This window comes from Streptomyces sp. SCA2-17 (genome assembly GCF_044336695.1).
In genome coordinates this window covers 6,774,827-6,793,074 of sequence record NZ_CP117521.1, presented here as the reverse complement: position 1 = coordinate 6,793,074, position 18,248 = coordinate 6,774,827, and the positions used below count along the sequence as shown (strand labels likewise).

At 75.4% G+C, this 18,248-nt stretch carries 15 protein-coding genes; 13 read left to right on the top strand and 2 right to left on the bottom strand.

Going from position 1 to position 18,248, the window contains the following annotated elements; genetic code table 11:
* Positions 1 to 60: 60 nt before the first annotated feature.
* Positions 61 to 1,623 (bottom strand): alkaline phosphatase family protein, encoded by a 1,563-nt coding sequence (locus PS271_RS30200; RefSeq protein ID WP_398386293.1) that lies wholly within the window; start codon positions 1,621 to 1,623, stop codon positions 61 to 63.
* A 644-nt stretch (positions 1,624 to 2,267) separates the two neighbouring features.
* On the opposite strand from PS271_RS30200, the gene PS271_RS30195 reads away from it, so the two are divergent.
* The 13 genes from PS271_RS30195 to PS271_RS30135 all read left to right on the top strand — a co-directional run bounded on the left by PS271_RS30195 (position 2,268) and on the right by PS271_RS30135 (position 17,000).
* Positions 2,268 to 3,428 (top strand): aminotransferase class I/II-fold pyridoxal phosphate-dependent enzyme, encoded by a 1,161-nt coding sequence (locus PS271_RS30195; RefSeq protein WP_398386291.1) that lies wholly within the window; start codon positions 2,268 to 2,270, stop codon positions 3,426 to 3,428.
* Between the two features lie 10 nt (positions 3,429 to 3,438).
* Positions 3,439 to 4,428: a glycosyltransferase family 2 protein gene (locus tag PS271_RS30190; RefSeq protein ID WP_398386290.1), complete on the top strand. Its 990-nt coding sequence runs from the start codon at positions 3,439 to 3,441 to the stop codon at positions 4,426 to 4,428.
* Positions 4,425 to 5,219, top strand: a complete 795-nt coding sequence (locus PS271_RS30185; protein ID WP_398386288.1) for a PIG-L deacetylase family protein — start codon at positions 4,425 to 4,427, stop codon at positions 5,217 to 5,219. The genes PS271_RS30190 and PS271_RS30185 overlap by 4 nt, the downstream gene beginning before the upstream one ends.
* A gap of 26 nt (positions 5,220 to 5,245) precedes the next feature.
* On the top strand, positions 5,246 to 6,391 hold the full coding sequence (locus PS271_RS30180) for a radical SAM protein (protein ID WP_398386287.1): 1,146 nt from the start codon (positions 5,246 to 5,248) through the stop codon (positions 6,389 to 6,391).
* A gap of 1 nt (position 6,392) precedes the next feature.
* A complete protein-coding gene (locus PS271_RS30175) occupies positions 6,393 to 8,678 on the top strand; it encodes an AMP-binding protein (RefSeq protein ID WP_398386285.1) in 2,286 nt (761 codons plus the stop codon).
* Entirely contained in the window at positions 8,678 to 9,451 is a 774-nt protein-coding gene (locus tag PS271_RS30170) for an SDR family oxidoreductase (protein ID WP_398386284.1), read from the top strand. The genes PS271_RS30175 and PS271_RS30170 overlap by 1 nt, the downstream gene beginning before the upstream one ends.
* On the top strand, positions 9,451 to 10,614 hold the full coding sequence (locus PS271_RS30165; RefSeq protein ID WP_398386282.1) for a Gfo/Idh/MocA family protein: 1,164 nt from the start codon (positions 9,451 to 9,453) through the stop codon (positions 10,612 to 10,614). Before PS271_RS30170 ends, PS271_RS30165 begins: the two co-directional genes overlap by 1 nt.
* Positions 10,611 to 11,750, top strand: coding sequence for an LLM class flavin-dependent oxidoreductase (locus tag PS271_RS30160; RefSeq protein ID WP_398386281.1), 1,140 nt, complete (start codon positions 10,611 to 10,613; stop codon positions 11,748 to 11,750). Before PS271_RS30165 ends, PS271_RS30160 begins: the two co-directional genes overlap by 4 nt.
* A gap of 80 nt (positions 11,751 to 11,830) precedes the next feature.
* Positions 11,831 to 12,745, top strand: coding sequence for a transglutaminase-like domain-containing protein (locus tag PS271_RS30155; protein ID WP_398386279.1), 915 nt, complete (start codon positions 11,831 to 11,833; stop codon positions 12,743 to 12,745).
* A complete protein-coding gene (locus PS271_RS30150; protein WP_398386278.1) occupies positions 12,736 to 13,455 on the top strand; it encodes an HAD-IA family hydrolase in 720 nt (239 codons plus the stop codon). Before PS271_RS30155 ends, PS271_RS30150 begins: the two co-directional genes overlap by 10 nt.
* Entirely contained in the window at positions 13,452 to 14,507 is a 1,056-nt protein-coding gene (locus PS271_RS30145) for an LLM class flavin-dependent oxidoreductase (protein WP_398386276.1), read from the top strand. Before PS271_RS30150 ends, PS271_RS30145 begins: the two co-directional genes overlap by 4 nt.
* Before the next feature lie 5 nt (positions 14,508 to 14,512).
* Positions 14,513 to 16,087 carry a serine hydrolase domain-containing protein gene (locus tag PS271_RS30140; RefSeq protein WP_398386274.1) on the top strand — a complete coding sequence of 525 codons (1,575 nt, stop codon included), beginning with the start codon at positions 14,513 to 14,515 and terminating at the stop codon, positions 16,085 to 16,087.
* Between the two features lie 67 nt (positions 16,088 to 16,154).
* Positions 16,155 to 17,000 (top strand): methyltransferase domain-containing protein, encoded by an 846-nt coding sequence (locus tag PS271_RS30135; RefSeq protein ID WP_398386273.1) that lies wholly within the window; start codon positions 16,155 to 16,157, stop codon positions 16,998 to 17,000.
* Positions 17,001 to 17,084: 84 nt separating this feature from the next.
* On the opposite strand, the gene PS271_RS30130 is transcribed toward PS271_RS30135, so the two are convergent.
* Positions 17,085 to 18,176, bottom strand: coding sequence for a 3-dehydroquinate synthase family protein (locus PS271_RS30130; RefSeq protein WP_398386271.1), 1,092 nt, complete (start codon positions 18,174 to 18,176; stop codon positions 17,085 to 17,087).
* Positions 18,177 to 18,248 lie beyond the last annotated feature (72 nt).

The window sequence follows — 18,248 nt, the reverse complement described above, 5'->3', positions numbered from 1 at the left end:
AGCTCCGTGGGAGCGGTGGGGTGCCAGGGGGCCCGGGGGACGGCCGCGGGCCGGTGGCGGTCATAGGTAGCCCATTTCGCGCAGCCGCTCGCTGGTGTACGCGTCCTCGGTGCCGGCGGGGTTCTCCGCGGCGGCCGTGCCGGCATCGCCGGAGCCGGTGTCCGCGCGGACCGCCGAGAGGCGGGGGTCGGCCGGCGGGACGTCCACGTCGCCGGTGAGAGCGGCCTGTACGGGGGTGCCGTGCACGTCCGGCGGCCAGGAGGCGCCGAGGTCGGCCAGCAGGGTGGGCATGGTGTCCGTCAGCGCGACGGTCCCGGGCAGGCGGCCGGGGCGGACCCGCGGGGAGCGGTGCGCCCACATGCCGCGGTAACGGTGCAGGCCCGTCTGGGGGCTGGGCCGCCACACCTCGCCGCCCACGTCGCAGACGGGCAGCACGCTCTCGTCGTCCGGCAGCAGCAGCAGGTCGGGCGCGCGACCGCAGTGGGGGCCGGGGTAGGCCTCCTCGCGGGGGACGACGGCCCGGAACACCCGGCGCCCGTCCGGCCCGGTGAGCCCCGCCAGCAGGCCGGCGGTCTCCTCCATGACCCGCTCGCGCTCGCGGGGTGCGACGCGGCCGCGCAGCTGGCGTCCCCGTACGTTGACGTTGAGGCCGTAGCTGCCGGGGACGGGCATGTAGACGCGGGTGCGCCGGAAGTCCACGTGCCGCCCCCCGCCCGCGAACCAGCTCGCCGCCCCGTCCTCGGGCTGCTCCCCGGGGGCGGTGGCCAGCAGCCCGGCCTCCTCCAGGAGGGTGTGCAGCGCGAGCGCGTGGTGCCCGGTGCCCAGGCCGTGGTCGGAGACGAGCACGACGCTGGTGTCCTCGTCGACGAGCTCCAGGAGCTCCCCCACGGCCCGGTCGACGGCCTGGTAGATGCGGGGGACGGCGGCGTCCCAGCCGCTGCCCTCCGGGGCCGGCCGGTGGCCGGGGTGGTCCGGCTCGCCGAAGTGCCAGTAGTGGTGGCCGACCCGGTCCGCCTCGGTGAGGACGACCATCACCACGTCGGTGGGCCGGGTGGTCATCAGGTGCCGCACCGAGCGGACGCGCGCCGCGACGTTGCGCTCGGCCTCCTCCAGATAGGCCAGGTCGCCGCGGAACATGGTCGCGAGGTCCGACTGGAAATGGGCCTTGGCAGCGGCGAGTTCGCGCAGCAGGGAGGGCGGCCGGCAGTGCCGCAGGGTGCGCTCCAGGGGCCAGGTCACCTGATAGCCCGGCAGCTCGGCGGGCGGGTGGGACATGGGGATGTTGACGAGGCCGAGGGTGCGGCCCTGCGCGGCGAGCCAGTCCCAGGCGCTGGTGCGGCCCAGGTCCTCCGAGCGGGTGACGCGGGCGCCGTAGCCGGGGTCCTGGGTGTCGTAGAACTGGTAGATGCCGTGGCCGCCGGGCCGGCTGGCGCTGACGAACGTGCTCCAGCCGGGCGCCGTGTGGGCCGGCCAGGTGCAGTCGGTGACGGCCCGGGCGCTCTGCCCGAGGAGCGCGCCGATGTGGGGCAGGAGGCCCTGCTCCACGAGTGGATCGATGACGTCGAACGTGCCTCCGTCGATGCCGATGACGAGGGCGCGGGGAGAAGGAGCAGAAGGTGGCACGAAATTGCCTCCAGCTCTGGAACGCATCTTGACCGCAGGCGAAATCGTCCGGTCATCGATGGCCCGAGGACATTAACAGCCCCTGAGCAGAGCGTCCACGGTGCGGACGGCGGGTGCGGGGAGCGTCCTCTCCCCGGGGGCTGATCGGATTCGGCGGGTCAGCGGCAGATTTCACACGGCACGTATCCGGACGGAACCCGCTCCACGATACGCCAGGCACGCCGCCGTCTCCAGGCACGCGATTCGCGCCACTTCACCGCCGAATTGACCGGCCGCAGATGCCTCCGGCACCCCGCCCGACCGGACCCGGTGCCTCCTGCGCGGCCGTCTGCGCAGGTCACGATGGCAGGCGAAATCCCGTGGCCCGTCGGCGAGTTCGGCGCAGAGGATCGGTGCAGGGGTGTTGACGGCGGCAACTACCCCGATGGAGGCTCGTGTTCGGGCATGTGATCCGGCCCACGACCGGGGGCCGGATCGCATGTTCCGTGACCGGCCGCCCATCGGACGCTTCGGCCGGTCCTTTCTCACGGCTGCGGGAAAACGCCGTGCGGCTGCTTCTCGCAGCCCCGGACCGTCTTCTGTCCTCCCGTCGAACGGCGCCTTACGTCGACCATCACCAGCGCGAGACCGAAAGGCTGCTCATCATGCCGGACTCCGGTGAAGAAATACTCTTTCCCTCCTGGCCGCAGCACGGCGAGGAGGAGCGCACCGGCCTGCTGCGTGCACTCGCGCAGGAAGGCTGGTGGCGCAACGGAGGCTCGGAGGTCGAGAACTTCGAGCGGGAATTCGCCAGCCATCACGGAGCGCCGTACGCGCTGGCGACGACGAACGGCACGCACGCGCTGGAGCTCGCGCTGGAGGTGATGGGCGTACGGGCCGGCGACGAGGTCGTCGTCCCCGCGTTCACCTTCATCTCCTCCTCCCTGGCGGTGCAGCGCCTGGGCGCCGTGCCGGTCCCCGCCGACGTGCGGCCCGACACCTACTGCCTGGACACCGAGTCGGCGGCGGCGCTCGTCACGCCGCGGACCAAAGCGATCATGCCGGTGCACATGGCGGGTCAGTTCGCGGACATGGACGCGCTGGAGAAGCTGTCCGTGGACACGGGAGTACCGCTCCTCCAGGACGCCGCGCACGCCCACGGCGCCCAGTGGCAGGGCAGGCGGGTCGGCGAGCTCGGCAGCATCGCCGCCTTCAGCTTCCAGAACGGCAAGCTGATGACCGCGGGCGAGGGCGGGGCCCTGCTGCTGCCCGACGAGGAGTCCCACCGGGAAGCGTACCTGCGGCACTGCTGCGGCCGCCCGCCCGGCGACCGGCTCTACGCCCACCTGACGCAGGGCTCGAACTACCGCATGAACGAGTTCTCCGCGAGCGTCCTGCGCGCCCAACTAGGCCGATTGGACGGCCAGTTGGAGGTGCGTGAGCAGCGCTGGGCCCACCTGCGCGAGGCGCTCGCGGCGATCGACGGAGTGGTGCCCCAGGGCCGGGACGAGCGCGGCACCCTGCACGCGCATTACATGGCGATGGTGCGACTGCCCGGCATCACGGCGCAGCGGCGGCTCGCGCTGGTGGACGGCCTGGTCGAGCGGGGCGTCCCCGCCTTCGTCGGCTTCCCGCCCGTCTACCGCACCGAGGGCTTCCGGCACGGGCCGGTGCCGGGCGGCACCGAGGAGCTGGCCGCGCACTGTCCCGTGGCGGAGGAGATCGGCGGCGACTGCGTATGGCTGCACCACCGGGTGCTGCTCGCCGACGTGCCGGTGCTGGACCGGCTGGCCGAGGTCTTCGCCGGCCTCGTCCGCGCGCTCTGACGCGATGCCGGTGCCCAGTGGCGCTACGGATCCGCGGCTGAGCGTCGTCGTGCCCAGCCGCGGGCCCGCGGCGCGCCTGCGCGCGACGCTCGCCTGCCTGGCCGGGCAGGGGGCGGAGACACCGCCGTTCGAGGTGGTCGTGGTCAACGACAATCCTGGACGGGCGGGCGACGATCCGGGACCGGCGCAGGGCGATCCGGGACCGGCGGGCGAAGGCGCCACCCCTGCCGCCGTGGCCGGGGAGCTGGCCCGCGACCTGCCGGTGCGGGTGGTGCCGGGGCCGCTGCGCGGGCGGGCCGCGGCCCGCAACGCCGGGGCGGCCGCGGCCCGCGGGGCCCGCCTGGTGTTCCTGGACGACGACGTGCTGGTGGGGCCGGAGTTCCTCGCGGCCCACGCCGACGCGGCGGACCCGGACGCCTTCGCGCACGGGCGGACCCGCGAGCTGCCCACCGCCGCACGGCTGCTGAGGAGCCTGGAGGGCGGGAGCCTTGAGGACGTCCGGCGGGCCCGGGCCGCCCTCGGCCCGGCGCCCGCATCCACGCCGCCGCCCGGGCCCGCCGCGCACCGGCGGCTCGTCGCCAACGCCCTGGAGCGGACGGTCGAGGCCATGGCCGGCGGCGCCCTGCCGGACGTCGCGCCCTGGCTCGGCTTCGTCGGCGCCAACACCGCCGTCGACCGCGACCGCTGGCAACGGGCGGGCGGCTTCGACGAGGCCTTCGGGCTCACCTGGGGCTGCGAGGACCTGGAGTTCGGCTTCCGCCTGTACGCGGCGGGCGTCCGCAGGACCCTGGTCGCGGACGCCCTGGGCGTCCACCTCAGCCACGCCCGGCCCGGGCGGTGGGAGCAGCACCACCGGAACCTGGACCGCTTCCGGGCCCTTCACCCGCACGCCTCGGTGCGCGCCCTGGAGGCCCTGCTCGGGCCCGAGGGCACACCCGGGGAGTACGTACGCGCCGTCACCACGGCGGCGGACGCGCCGGTAGGGGGCGGCGCGCGATGACGACCGCCCCGCGCCCCGAGCCCGGCGATCAGGTGGTGCTCGCCCCGCACGCGGACGACGCCGTCTGGTCCGTGGGCGGCCGCCTGGCGCGCTGGGCCGCCGAAGGCCGCCGGACGACCGTCGTCACGGTCTTCGCGGGCCCCGCCGCGGAGCCGGCCGAAGCGTCCGGCACGTGGCGGGAGGCCGCCGATCCCCGGGTGCGGCGGGCGGAGGACGCGGCCGCGTGCACCGAGCTGGGCGCCGTCCTCGTACCGCTCGGCTTCACCGACGCCGCGCTGCGCGCGGGCGCGGACGGCTTCCTCTATTCCGCGCCGCGCCGGCTCCTCGGTCCCCGGCACCCCGCGGACGCGCGGCTGCTGGAGGAGGTCCGTGCCGCGCTGGGCCCGCTGTGCGCCGGGCCGGTGACGGTGCACGCGCCGCTGGCGGCGGGCGGGCACGTCGACCACCGGCTGGTCCGGGGCGCGGTGGAGGCCCTGGCGCCGGGGCGCACCGTCTGGTACGAGGACTTCCCCTACCGGCTGCGCGGGCGCGACCACGCGGGCCTGCGGCCGCGCACCGAGCCGCTGCCGGCCGGGGCGGTGGAGCGCTGGCTGTCCGCCGCGGGCCGGTACACCAGCCAGGCCCGGGCCCACTTCGGCTCGGTCCCCGCACTGCGCGAGGCGCTGCTCGCCCGGGCCCGCGGGCACGGCGACGGCGACGGACAGCGGCTCGCCGACCGCCACTGGCTGCCCGCGGCCGGCGGGCCGCCCGCCGGGCCGCCGGAGGGAGGCCGTGACCCGCGCCGCGCGTAGCCCCCACGACCGAAGAAAGGGCACTCATGTCCCCTCGTACTCCTCCGTCGGCGGCTGCCGCAGGAACCCGGCAGCAACTGCCGCTGATCGGCAACGACCTCGTGGTCAACGAGGACTCCTGCAACCTCAGTTGCACCTACTGCCTCACGGGGCAGAGCAATCTCAAGGAGGGTCACTCCCTCCAGCTGATCTTCGAACCGCCGCGGCGTGACAGCTACGAGCCCGGCAGCCCGCTGGGGCAGCGCCTGGACGCCGTCGCCGACCGGCTGCGGGGCCACTTCGGGCTGCCCCTGCTCAAGGTGACGGGCGGTGAGATCTTCCTGGTCCGGGGCATCATGGACTTCCTGGAGCAGGAGGCCGGCAAGCACGAGGTGCTGGTGATCCAGACCAACGGCGTGCTGGTGCGGCAGGAGCACCTGGACCGCTTCCGCTCCTGGGGCAACGTCGTCCTCCAGGTCTCCCTGGACAGCCATCTCCACCACGGCAACAGCCACCGGGTGCCCAGCGCGAGCCTGCACCGCAAGGTCGTCGACGCCATCTCCCGCATCCTCGGCTCGGGGCTGCCGGTGGAGATCTACTCGGTGCTCAACGACCGCAGCGTCACCGAAGCCTGCGCGTTCGCCGAGTGGCTGACGGGCTTCTCCCGGCCCCCGGTCTACTTCCCCTTCCCCGTGCGCGGCCCGGACGCGGAGCGCTTCGCCGTCCGCCCCGAACAGCACGCACTCGTCCAGGAACTGGCCGACCGCTACGACGAGTTCGCGGCCGTCCTCCCGCCGCGCCCGTACTTCGACAGGCTGCTGAGCTTCTACCGCGAGGGGCGCCGCACCTTCCGCTGCCACCTGCCGCGGCTGGTCGTCTCCACCTTCAGCGACGGGGTCGTCACGCCCTGCCCCAACATCTGGTTCTCCGACATGGGCAACGCCCTGGAGGAGAGCTGGGAGGAGACGCTGGAGAAGGCCGGCACCAGCGGGCTCTACCGGGCCCTGCTCGCTCCCCGGCCGCGGCTGTCGGCCTGTCACGGCTGCTTCACTCCCTGGGACACGCTCTCGATGTACTTCGAGGACGAGATCACCCTCGACGAGCTGTGCGCCGCGCCCACCTATTCCCCGCCCCGCATCCGCAAGATGATCGCCGACGCCAAGGCCGACTACCTCCGCACCGGGGGGAAGTGACATGGGCGACGGCGAGCCGGAGACCCTCCTGGACGCGCTGCGCGGGCTGCCGCCGGGGCGGGTCCTGCTGCCGGGCACGGACGCGGCCGCGCTGCTGGACCGGGTGCGCAAGGCCGCGGACGAGATCGGGGCCGGAGCCGCCGAGGGCGAGGCGGTGGCCCTGTGCGCCGAGAACAGCCCGGCGTGGGTGGTCGCGTTCCTGGCCCTGCTGGCCGCCGGGGCCAGGCCGCTGCTCCTGGAGCCGGGCACGCCCGAAGCCGAGGCCCGGCGGCTGCTGCGGGCGGCCGGCGGGGGCAGGTCGCTGACCGTCCCGGACGGCGACGGCGACCGGCCACCGGTGCTGTCCGGCCCGCCCGGGGAGCCCTGCGGGCCCGGCTCCGCCGTCCTGCTGCCCACCTCGGGCTCGACCGGCGAGAGCAGGATCGTCACGCGCGACGAAGCGAGCCTCCTCGCGGAGGGCCGCCGCTACCGCGACGGCGTGGGGCTCACCGGCCGGGACACCCTGCTGCTGCCGGTCCCCCTCTCCCACGCGTACGCGCTGGGCTGGCTCTGCGGCGGGCTGCTCACCGGTGCCTCGCTGCGGCCCGTTCCGCCGGCGGCCCTGGGCCGGATCGCGGCGGAACTGGCCGGCGGGGCCACGGTGGTGGCGCTGGTGCCCAGCATCGCCCGGCTGCTCGCGACCCGGAAGCTGCGCGCGGGCTCCCGGCCGCGCCCCGGCGACGGGAGCCCGGCCCCCGCCCTGCGGGTGGCCATGGTGGGCGCCGGGCCGGTGGACGAGCGGCTGGACCGCGCCTTCGAGGAAGCGTTCGGCACCGCGCTCGCCCGGAACTACGGATCCACCGAGACGGGCGCGGTGTTCGCCGGGCAGGCCCGTATCGAGCCCTTCTGCGTCGGCGCTCCCCTGCCCGGGATCGTGTACCGGCTGGCGGACGAGGACGGCGAGGCGGTGCCCGACGGCACGCCCGGGCTGCTGCAAGTCCGCGTGGACGGCGCCTGGCACGCCATGGGGGACCTCGCCGTGGCCGTGCCGGACGGCCTGCGCGTCATCGGCCGGAAGGACCGGGCGATCCGCCGGGGCGGCCGCTGGGTGTCGCCCCTGGAGATCGAGGAGGTGCTGCGGGGGCATCCGGACGTGCGCGACGTGCGGGTCACGGCGCGGCGCGGGCGCCACCCGGGCGAGGACGGCATCGTCGCGGAGGTGTCGGCCGTGCGGCCGGGGCTCACGCCGGAGCCGCTGCGCGAGCACGCCCGCCGCGAACTCGCCGCGTACAAGGTCCCCGACGAGTTCCTGATCCGTACGGCCCTGCCCACCAGCGCGGCGGGCAAGGTCCGGGCCGCGCCCCGCTACCGGCTCACCCGGCAGGCGGCGGAGGCGGCGCGTGCCTACAAGACCTCCGAGGTCCTCTTCGCCCTGCACGGCCTGGGCGCGCTGGACCGGCTGGCGGAGGGCGCCGGAGCGGCTGACCTGGCCCGGGAGCTGGGGTGCGACGCCGACGCGCTGGAGTGGGTGCTGCGGGCGGCCGCCGGTCTGGGCATGCTGACCACGGCGGCGGCCGGGGACGGGGAGCCGCGCGTGCGGGCCGCCGAACTGGCCGCGTTCGTCCGGCTGGAAGAGCACCTCTCGCGCGGGCTCGTCACCCGTGAGGAGATCGCCGCCGCCGTCCGCACCGGAGTGGCGCGGCGGCCCTTCGAGCACACCACGCCCGCCGGCCCGGACCGGCTCGTCACCGTCTACCAGGGCGCCATGAACGGCCCGAGCGCCCGGGCCCGGGCCGCGCTCGGCCTGCGGCTGCTCAAGCCGGAGGCGGGGGCGCGGATGGTCGAGGTGACCGCCGGGCCGGGCCGCTACCTGGAGCGCCTGCTGGCCGCCGACCCCACGGCCGGCGGCCATTTGCTGACCGTCGGCCGGCTCTCCGGGCCGCCGGCGCCCGCCGTCGCCGCGGCCGTCGCGGAGGGCCGCGTCACCACCGGCCCCGAACCGCCGCGCGGCGCGGCCGACCTCTGCGTCGTCGCCAACGCCGTCCACGGCCCCGGCCCGGGCAGCGAACTCGCCGCGCTGCTGGGCAGCCTGCGCCCCGGCGGCCGGCTGCTGGTCGACGACGTCTTCCTGCCCCCGTCCGGGGCGGGCAGCGAACTGGCCCTGGACTGGCTCACGCACGGCGGCACCGCGTGGCCCACGGCCGGCGAGCTCATCGCCGGCCTGTCCCGGGAGGGGGCCCGCGTCAGCAGGCACCTGCCGCTGGAGGAGTCCCTGTGTCATCTGATCATCGCCGAGGAGGCCAGCTGATGAGCAGCGTCACCGAACGGGCCGTGGAGCGGCTCGGACTGAGCGGCCGGGTGGTCGTGGTCTCGGGCGCGTCGGGGCAGATCGGCGGCGCCTGCGCGCTGGAGCTGTCCGCGCTCGGAGCCACCGTCGTCGCCGGCTACCACACCGGCGCCGAGGCCGCGCGAAAACTACAGGAGCAGGCCGAGGGCGAGGGCGGCACGCTCGTGCCCGTCGCCTCGGACCTGAGCCGGCCCGAGGGGGCCGACGCCCTGGTGGCGGCCGCCGTCAAGCGCTTCGGCCGGGTGGACGGCTGCGTGGCGGCCGCGGGCCTGCGCACCCGCCGGCTCGCCCTGGCCACCGACGAGCGCAGCCTGCAGCGGCTGCTGCAAGTGAACCTGACCGGGGCGATCAGCCTCGCCAAGGCGTGCCTGAAGCCGATGATGCGCGCCCGCTACGGGCGGATCGTGCTCTTCGGCTCCAGAGCGGGCACCAGCGGGCTGCCGGGCCACGGCGCCTACGCCGCGACGAAGGGCGCCCTCCAGCCGTGGGCATCGTCCGTGGCGGGCGAGGTCGGCGGGCACGGCATCACCGTCAACGTCGTGGCGCCCGGGGCGATCCGGGCCGAGGTGATGGACTTCTCGGAGGCCGAGCGCGACCTGGTGCTCAAGTTCATCGGGGCCGGCCGGCTCGGCGAGCCCGAGGAGGTCGCGGCGGCCGTGTCGTTCCTGCTGTCGCCCTCCGCCTCGTACGTCAACGGCACCACCCTCGTCGTCGACGGCGGTGCGCGCTTCTGATGACTTTCACCGACAAGGCACCCGGCGGGTCCGCGCGGCCCGCGGACCGCGAACCACTGCGGCTGGCGGTGGTGGGCGCGGGGTGGGTCGCGCGGCAGGTGTGGCTGCCCCTGCTGGAGGCGCACCCGGCGTTCCGGGTCGCCGCCGTCGTGGACGACGACCCCGTGGCGGCCCGGAAGGCCGTGCGGGAGGGCGGGCACACCCGCATCCTGCGGCGGCCGGAGGAGCTGAGCCCCGACAGCGTGGACGCGGCCGTCATCGCCCTGCCCAACCACCTGCACCTGCCCGTGGCCAGGGCGCTCGTCGAACGCGACGTGCCGGTCTTCGTCGAAAAACCGGTGTTCCGCACCCTCTTCGAGGCCCAGGCGCTCGCCCTCGACCACCTGGCCCGGGGCAGCATCGGCGACCTGACGCTGTATTCGTGGAGCGCCGCCCGGCACCGCACCGACGTGTGCCGGCTGGCGGAGCTCCTGCCCTCCCTGGGCACCGTCCGCAACCTGGACCTGCGCTGGATCCGGGCCACCGGCATCCCGCAGCGCACCGGCTGGTTCGTCGACCGGAGGCTGTCGGGCGGCGGAGCCCTGCTCGACCTGGGCTGGCACCTGCTGGACGTGGGCCTGCACCTGCTGGGCTGGCCGCGCGTGGTGCGGGCGGCCGGCACCATGTCGGCCGACTGGATGGAGCGCGGCGACGCCACGGCCGACTGGCGGCCGGGCGCCCGGGACGACCCGGAGGCCCGGCCCGTGGAGCCCGTCGAGGACACGGCCCGCGGCTTCCTGGTCACCGACACGGGCGTGGGCATCTCGCTGGAGACCCGCTGGGCCTCCCACCAGGCCCTCGACGTCACCACCATCACGGTGGAGGGCACCGAGGGCGTGGCCACGCTGCGCGGCACGTTCGGCTTCAGCCCGCACCGCCTGCCGCGGTCCTCCCTCACCGTGCTGCGCCTGGGCCGCGAGGAGGCCGTCGCGCTGCCGGACGAGCCCGTGGGCATCGAGTACGAGCGGCAGGTCGACGAGCTCGCCCGCCGGCTCGGGGGCCCCGGCGGCGGGCGGCCGGCCTCGGGCCTCGGCGAGGGCTCGATGGCCGAGGTGACCATCCTCGCTTCCTGCATCGACCACATCTACTCGGCCGCCGGCCGGACCCTGCGGGAGGTTTCATGAAGTTCGCCTACTTCACCCACGTGTGGGGCCGGCCCGGCATCACGCCCGGGCAGCGCTACGCCGAACTCTGGCGCGAGATCCGCGACGCCGACCGGCTCGGCCTCGACTACGCGTTCTCCGTCGAGCACCACTGCACGCCGCACGAGAGCTGGATGCCCTCGCCCGCGGTGTTCTGCACGGGCGCGGCCCTGCACACCGAGCGCATCCGCGTCGGGCCGATGGGCTGGGTCCCGCCGCTGCGTCACCCGATGCACCTGGTCGAGGAGGTCGCGACCCTCGATCACGTCCTGGGCGGCCGGCTGGAGGTGGGGCTGGCCTCGGGCGTCAGCCCCCAGCCCTTCCTGCCCTTCGGCGCCGACTTCGACAACCGCCACACGCTCACCCGGGAGGCCGTCGAGCTGCTGCGCAGCGCACTCGGCAGCGAGGGCGCCGTCGACTTCGAGGGGCCCGTCCACCGGGTCCGGGACGTCACGCTCTCCTTCCCCGCGCTCCAGCGGCCCCACCCGCCGCTGTGGGTGCCCACCACCAACCGCAACACCCTGCGCTACCTCAGCGAAGTCGGCGCCCACACGGGCTCGACGATGATCGTGCCGCGCGCCTCCATGGGCGTCGTCTACCGCCACTACCTCGACTGGTGGCGCGGGCACGGCCACGCCACCGACCCCGACATCGGCTACTGGACCCTCGTCCACGTGGCGCCCACCGACGCCGAGGCCGAGGCGCGGGCGGCCGCGCACATGACCGAGACCTTCACCAAGACCCTCCAGTACGGCTCGGTGCGGCGCTCCGGCGAACAGCACGCCCCGGCCAGCCGGCTGAGCACGCCCGACATCCTCGCCGGGTCCGGCGACTTCGGCTTCCTCCTCGACCACAACCTCGTCTTCGTCGGCTCACCGCAGACGGTGACCGAGAGGATCCGGGCGGCGGCGGCCGAAGGCCACTTCAACACGGTGCTGGGCGAGTTCGCCTTCGGAGGGCTGGAGGAGCAGCACCGGGCCGAGTCCCTCGAACTGTTCGCCCGCGAGGTGATCCCGGCGCTGCGCGACCACTCCCCGTACGCGCCGCGCCCGGCGTACACCCGGGACGACGAGGAGCAGGTGGCCGCGCGCCTCCAGGCCCTGGGCTATCTCGACTGACCCGGCCCGCGGTCGCGCGCCGACCGCACCTCGCCCCGCCCCGCCCCGCCCGGAGAAAGGATGAGGAGATCAGCGTTCACGTGCCGACCCGGCCGCCCTCGGCGCGGGAGCTGCGCCCCCTCGTGGACCGGCTGCTGCTCGTCCCCGACGAGCACCGCCGCTTCGCCGTGGACGAGCAGGGCGCGCGCCGCCTGCACCGCATCGGGCCGGAGCTGCTCGACGAGCTCACGGCGGCCGGTCTGCCCCACGCCGGCCACGGCCCCGGCCGGCTCTTCGACGGCTACGACCTCGGCAACACGGCCCTGCACCTCGGGCTGGCCTCGGTGCAGCGGCGGGCCATCCGCTCCTGGGCGGCGGCCCTGCGCACGGCCTCGGTCCCGGACGCCCGGCCCCTGCTGATCGACGTGAAGGCGTCGTGCCCCGTGCCCGGACACGCCGGCCCCTGCCCGTACGGAGTGCTCATGCCCGGAGGGCGGCGCCGCGTGGTGGCGGGCCCGCCCGCGGACGCGCGCCTGCACCGGCTCACCGCACGGCCGCGGCAGCAGTGGCCGGCCTTCCCCCCGCCCGTCCTGGAGCTGCTGCACGCCCTGGAGCCGGTCGGTTTCTTCCTGCTGCCGGAGGCCGTCCGCTGGGACCCGGAGTTCCTGTGGCGCACGCGCATGGCGGACTGCGGGGGCGCGTCGGCGTGGCTGGTGGCGGAGGGCGAACGGCGCGGGCTCGGCGTCCGCTTCGCCTTCGGGCTGCTCGTGGCCAGGCCGTACTCCACCCCGCACTGCTGGGCAGAGTTCCTGGTGGACGGCCACTGGGTGCCGGCCGATCCGCTGCTGCTGCGGGCCATGGCCGCCCGGGGCGGGCTGGACGCGGCGGCCCATCCCCCCACCGCGTCCCCGGGGGCCGTCTTCCACCGGCTCACGGACCGCTTCACGAAAGTCGTCAGCCACGCCGGGGTCTGGGCCCCGGCCTCCCTACCCACGGAGCTCCTGCCATGCCCCTGACTCCCCCGCCCCGCTCCCCCGCGTCCTCACCCACCGCCCCGCCGCCGGCCGCCGCCCCCGCTCCCGGCCGCTTCGCCACCGTGGTCTTCGACCTGGACGGCGTCCTCATCGACAGCTTCGAGGTGATGCGCGAGGCGTTCGCGATCGCCTACCGCGAGGTGGTGGGCGCGGGCGAGCCCCCCTTCGAGGAGTACGTCACCCACCAGGGGCGCTACTTCCCGGACATCATGCGGCTGATGGGGCTGCCCGGCGAGATGGAGGGCCCGTTCGTCCGCGCGAGTCACGAGCTGATGGACCGGGTCACGGTCTACCCGCACGTACCGGAGCTGCTGGCGGCGCTGCGCGAGCGGGGTGTGCGCACCGCCGTCGCCACCGGCAAGTCCGGCGCCCGGGCCCGCGCCGTCCTGGAGCGGGTCGGGCTGCTGCCCCTGCTCGATGAGGTCGTGGGCAGCGACGAGGTGCCCCGGCCCAAGCCGCACCCGGACATCGTCCACGAGGCGCTGCACCGGCTGGGCGCGCCGCCCGAAGGCGCGGTCATGGTCGGCGACGCGGTGATCGACATCCGCAGCGGGCACGCCGCCGGCACGGCCACGGTCGGTGTCACCTGGGGCGAGGGCGCGGCGGAGCGGCTGCGCGCCGAGCAGCCCGACTTCCTCCTCGACCAGCCGTGGCACCTGCTCGCGCTGGTGTGCGGCGGGGGCCGCGGATGACGGCGGCCGCACCGCGCTGGAGCGTGGTCGCCCCGCAGGGGGCGGCCGGTGAACTGGCCGGTGCCGGCGGGGCCGAGGGCTGGCAGCTGCTGCTGGAGACCGCCCGCACCGTCCGGCGGCACGGGCTCGGCGCGCTGTGGCTGCTGGACCGCACGGACACCACGCCCCGGCGCGCTCCCGATCCCGTGTGGGAGGGCTGGACGGCGCTGGCCGGGCTGGCGGCCGCGGTGCCGGGGCTGGAGCTGGGCCTGCTCTCCCCGGCGGCGCCCTTCCGCAACGCGGCCCTGCTCGCCAAGCGGGCGGCGAGCGCGGACCACATCTGCGGTGGGCGGCTGTCGCTGGGGCTCACCGCCGCGGCGTACGGGCCGGAGCATCACTCGACGGGTGTCACCTCCGGTGGATTTGAGGGCGGCTCTCCCGGCGACGAGGACAACCACCGCGCCGTCGGTGAGACGGCCGAGGCGCTGCGCGCGCTGTGGAGTGGCCGGCCGGTGACCCTCGCCGGGGAGCACGTGCGGCTGGCGGCGGCGCACTGCGTACCCGCGCCGCACCAGCAGCCGATGCCCCTGGTCCTGCGCCTGGACGCCGGGGAGGAAGGGGCCGGGGCGCGGCGGCCCGCGGACGCCGCCGTACGGGAGTGCACCGGCGTCCAGTGGACGGGCGAGACGCGTCACGTGGCTTCCGCTGTCGAGGAGTTCGGGCGGCGCAGGACGGCCGTCGGGGCGGACCCCGGCGTGGTGCGGCACGCCTGGGCGGCCGAGTGCCGGGTCTTCGACTCCGTGCTGGAGCGCGACAGGTGGCTGTGCTCCCCGCACGAGGTGCACTTCTGGAGCCACCACCCCGACCTGCTGGCGCGGCGGAGCCTGTACGGGACGCCGGATCAGATCACGGACCGCGCGCGGAGTCTGCTGGCGGCGGGCGTCACGGAGTTCGTGCTGTGGTTCCGCGACTATCCGCGGACCACGAGCCTGGACCGGCTCCTCACCGACATCGCCCACCGCGTCGACACGACCGCCGGCCCCGGTGCCGGGACCGGCGGGGCAGAGGAGTGAGCCCGGTGCCCGGTACGAAGCCCGCCGACCCCTTCCTGTCCACGGCCTGGCTCGCCGCCGGCCGCTCGCTGGAACGCCCGCCCGCCGGCGTACGGAACACCGTGGCGCTCCGGCTGGAGCTCACCGATCCGCCGCCCGGGGCCCCGCCGGCGGTGGACGTGGCGGTGGACCTGGCCACCGGGCGCCTGGGCGTCGCGGCCGCCGCGGGCGAGCCGCCGGGGCTGCGGATCACGCTGCCGCACGCGGCGGCCCGCGCGCTGCTGCTGGGGTCGCCGCTGGAGCGCGCCGGTGTCTTCGAGCGCGGCGACGTGCGCGCCGAGGGCAACTTCAGCCTGCTGTTCTTCATCGACGCGGCGCTCCGGCGGGACGGGTCAGGGCACGTGGCGGCTCTCCGGGCCGCGGCGGGGCTGACCGGCTCCCGGGAAGTTCGGGAGCCTGCCGGGGCGGAGGAGGCGGCCGAGGCCGTCGAGGCCGTCGAGCGCGCCCGGGAGGCCCTGCCCGGGACCGTGCGCGAGATCGAGCGCGAAGTGGGCACCTCGACGCCGGGGGCCCAGCTGCACGTCTCCCTCGACGGGGTCACGCTCGCGGACGCGGGGCTGGGTGAAGCACGGCCCGGCGTCCCGATGACGCACCGCTCCCTGCCGCTGTGGTACTGCTGCGCCAAGCCCCTCCTGTCGGCGGCGCTCGGCCGGCTCTGGGAAGCCGGTGCGTACGACCCGTACCTGCCCGTCGCGCACTACCTGCCCGCGTTCGGCCGGGAAGGCAAGGAGTCCATCACCTCGATGGACCTGCTGACGCACACGAGCCCGCTGCCGACCGGCGACGACCCCCTGCACGGCGTGGTCGCCGGACCGGACGGCGAGCGGCTGCGACGGGCCCTCGGCGTGGCGGTCCCGCCGCATTCCCGGCGGGCTCCGGGCGTCAACTACAGCCAGTGGTGGGCGTGGTTCGTCCTGGCCCGGATCCTTCCCGTGGTCGACGGCAGGGAGTACCGCCCGTACGTCGAGGAGGAGATCCTCGGGCCGTGCGGGATGGCGGACACGCGCGTGCACCTGACGCCGGAGGACTTCGCGGCCTTCGGGGACCGGCTGCCGCTGATCCACGTGAGCAACCCCGGGTCGGCTCCCCAGCCCACCCACTGGTGGTCCACCGAGGCCGCGACCACGCGGTGCATCCCCGGCGTGAACACCCGGGGTCCGCTGAGCGACCTCGGCCGCTTCTTCACCATGATGCTGCGCGGCGGGGACGCCCCCGGCGGGCGCGTCCTCGCGCCGACGACCGCCGCCGCGCTGACCGCCCGGCACCGCACCGGCCTGCGCGACCGGTACGGGAACGCCGACTGGGGCATGGGGTTCCGCCTCGAATGCCGCCACCTGGGAGAGGAGTTCACCAGCTTCGGCACCCACGCCTCCCCCCGGTCCTACGGGCACGACGGGCTGTGGACCGCGGTGGCGTTCGCGGACCCCGACGCCGGGCTCACCGTGGCCGTCCACCTCAACGGGAAGGTGGAGCACGAACGGCACCGCGAGCGCATCATCCGCATCGCCGACGCCGTGTACGACGACCTCCGCCTGTGCTGACCTCCGGATCCGTACCGGCCACGGCCTGAGGATCCATGCAGATCTCCGACTTCCAGAGAGGGTTTCCATGCCGCACTCCGACCTGACCGAACTGCCCATGCCGTCGCCCGTGTCCGCCGAGGTGGGCGCGCTCTACGACCGGTTCACCGCCCTGGGCTCCGCCTCCCTGGGCGAGAACCTGCACTTCGGGTACTGGGACTCCCCCGACAGCCAGGTGTCGCTGGAGGAGGCGACCGACCGGCTCACCGACATGATGGCCGACCGGCTGCACATCGGCGCCGGGTCGCGCGTCCTCGACCTGGGCTGCGGCGTGGGCACGCCCGGCGTGCGCATCGCCCGCCGTACGGGCGCGGACGTCACCGGCATCTCCGTCAGTACGGAGCAGATCGCCCGGGCCAACGCCCTGGCGGAGTCCTCGGGCGTCGCCGACCGCGCGCGGTTCCGGCAGGCGGACGCGATGGAACTGCCCTTCGAGGACGGCAGCTTCGACGCGGTCATCGCCCTGGAGTCGATCATCCACATGCCCGACCGCGCCCAGGTGCTCGCGCACGTGGGCCGGGTGCTGCGGCCGGGCGGGCGGGTGGTGCTCACCGACTTCTTCGAGCGCGCCCCCATCCCCGCCGCCGGGCAGACCGCCGTACGGCGCTACCTGCACGACTTCATGATGACGATGGTGGCCGCCGAGTCCTACCCGCCCCTGCTGCGCGGGGCCGGGCTGTGGATGGAGGAGTTCCTGGACATCAGCGACCAGACGCTGGAGAAGACCTTCGTCCTGCTGTCCGAGCGCATCAACGCGGCGAAGAAGCAACTCTCGGAGGAGTTCGGGGAGGAGATGGTGGACCAGTTCGACCCGGGCGACCTGGTCGGCATCAGGGAGTTCGGCTACCTGCTGCTGGTGGCCCGGCGCCCGTGACGCGGAAGGGGTGAGCGGGGCCCGGGCCCCGCGGCCCGTCCGCCCCCGTGTCACCGGGGGCGGACGGCCTCCCTCCTACGGCCCTTACGGCCTCGCGGGGCCGCCGCCCTGCCGCGGCATTCCGCCGAGGGTGCGCAGGACCACGTCCTCGGGGACGCCGGGGACGAGTTCGGCTCCGTGCGGCCCGTCGAGGACGAAGGCCAGGCCGTCGCCCGCGGCCTTCTTGTCGCGCCGCATCAGGGTGATCAGCGCGGCCGGGTCGGCGTCCTCCGGGAGGGCGCCGGGAAGTCCGTAGTCCCGGACGACCCGGGCGTGCTCCTCCGCACGGCCGGCCGGGATGCGGCCGAGGGCCAGGGCCAGCCGGCCCGCGAAGACCGTGCCGATGGCCACGCCGACGCCGTGGCGTACGGCGAATCCCGTAGCGGTCTCCAGGGCGTGGCCCAGAGTGTGGCCGTAGTTGAGGATGTGCCGGCGGCCGGTGTCGCGTTCGTCGGCCGAGACGACCGACGCCTTCAGCCGCAGGCTCGCGGTGACCTGCTCGTGGACGGCGAGCCCGCGCAGGTCGCCCGCGCCGATGAAGTGGCAGCGCGCGATCTCGCCGTAGCCGTTGGTCCACTCCTCGGCGGGCAGCGTCTCCAGGTAGGTGGTGTCGCACAGCACGGCGGCGGGCTGCCAGTAGGCGCCGACGAGGTTCTTGCCCTCGGGCAGGTTGACGGCGGTCTTACCGCCGACGCTCGCGTCCACCTGGGCCAGGAGCGTGGTGGGCAGGTGGATCACGGGCACCCCGCGGTGGTGGAGCGCGGCCGCGAGCCCGGCCGTGTCGGTGGTCGTCCCGCCTCCGCAGGAGACGACCACGTCGTGGCGGGTGATGCCGAAGGCGGTGAATCCCCGGCACAGGTCCTCGACGGTGGCCAGGGTCTTGTGCCGTTCTCCGTCGCGCACCGGGATGACCGTCGAGGGCACGCCGGGGTCCGGTACCGTCCCGGGCGGCCGCGCGGTGACGATGGCCGCGCGGCGCGCGCCGAGTGCCGCCACGATGTCCGGCAGGAGGTTCCGTGCCCCGGGCCCGACGTGGACGGAATAAGAACGCTCCCCCAGCCGCACGTCGACACGGCTGACGGGGCTGTGGTCGCTACGGCGTTCGGCGGGGTCGTGCTGGTGCTGGGGATGCGGCACGGCGGACCTCCTCGCTCGTGGGGACGCCGGCGCTCACGGGTGCACGTCGGCGCGGGGGCGGTGCGGGGGCGG

Bases quoted from the DNA above. Each gene is read 5' to 3' on its own strand.
- PS271_RS30175 (WP_398386285.1), top strand. From the start codon at position 6,393: ATGGGCGACGGCGAGCCGGAGACCCTCCTGGACGCGCTGCGCGGGCTG.
- PS271_RS30180 (WP_398386287.1), top strand. From the start codon at position 5,246: ATGTCCCCTCGTACTCCTCCGTCGGCGGCTGCCGCAGGAACCCGGCAG.
- PS271_RS30195 (WP_398386291.1), top strand. From the start codon at position 2,268: ATGCCGGACTCCGGTGAAGAAATACTCTTTCCCTCCTGGCCGCAGCAC.
- PS271_RS30160 (WP_398386281.1), top strand. From the start codon at position 10,611: ATGAAGTTCGCCTACTTCACCCACGTGTGGGGCCGGCCCGGCATCACG.
- PS271_RS30165 (WP_398386282.1), top strand. From the start codon at position 9,451: ATGACTTTCACCGACAAGGCACCCGGCGGGTCCGCGCGGCCCGCGGAC.
- PS271_RS30185 (WP_398386288.1), top strand. From the start codon at position 4,425: ATGACGACCGCCCCGCGCCCCGAGCCCGGCGATCAGGTGGTGCTCGCC.
- PS271_RS30150 (WP_398386278.1), top strand. From the start codon at position 12,736: ATGCCCCTGACTCCCCCGCCCCGCTCCCCCGCGTCCTCACCCACCGCC.
- PS271_RS30135 (WP_398386273.1), top strand. From the start codon at position 16,155: ATGCCGCACTCCGACCTGACCGAACTGCCCATGCCGTCGCCCGTGTCC.
- PS271_RS30170 (WP_398386284.1), top strand. From the start codon at position 8,678: ATGAGCAGCGTCACCGAACGGGCCGTGGAGCGGCTCGGACTGAGCGGC.
- PS271_RS30145 (WP_398386276.1), top strand. From the start codon at position 13,452: ATGACGGCGGCCGCACCGCGCTGGAGCGTGGTCGCCCCGCAGGGGGCG.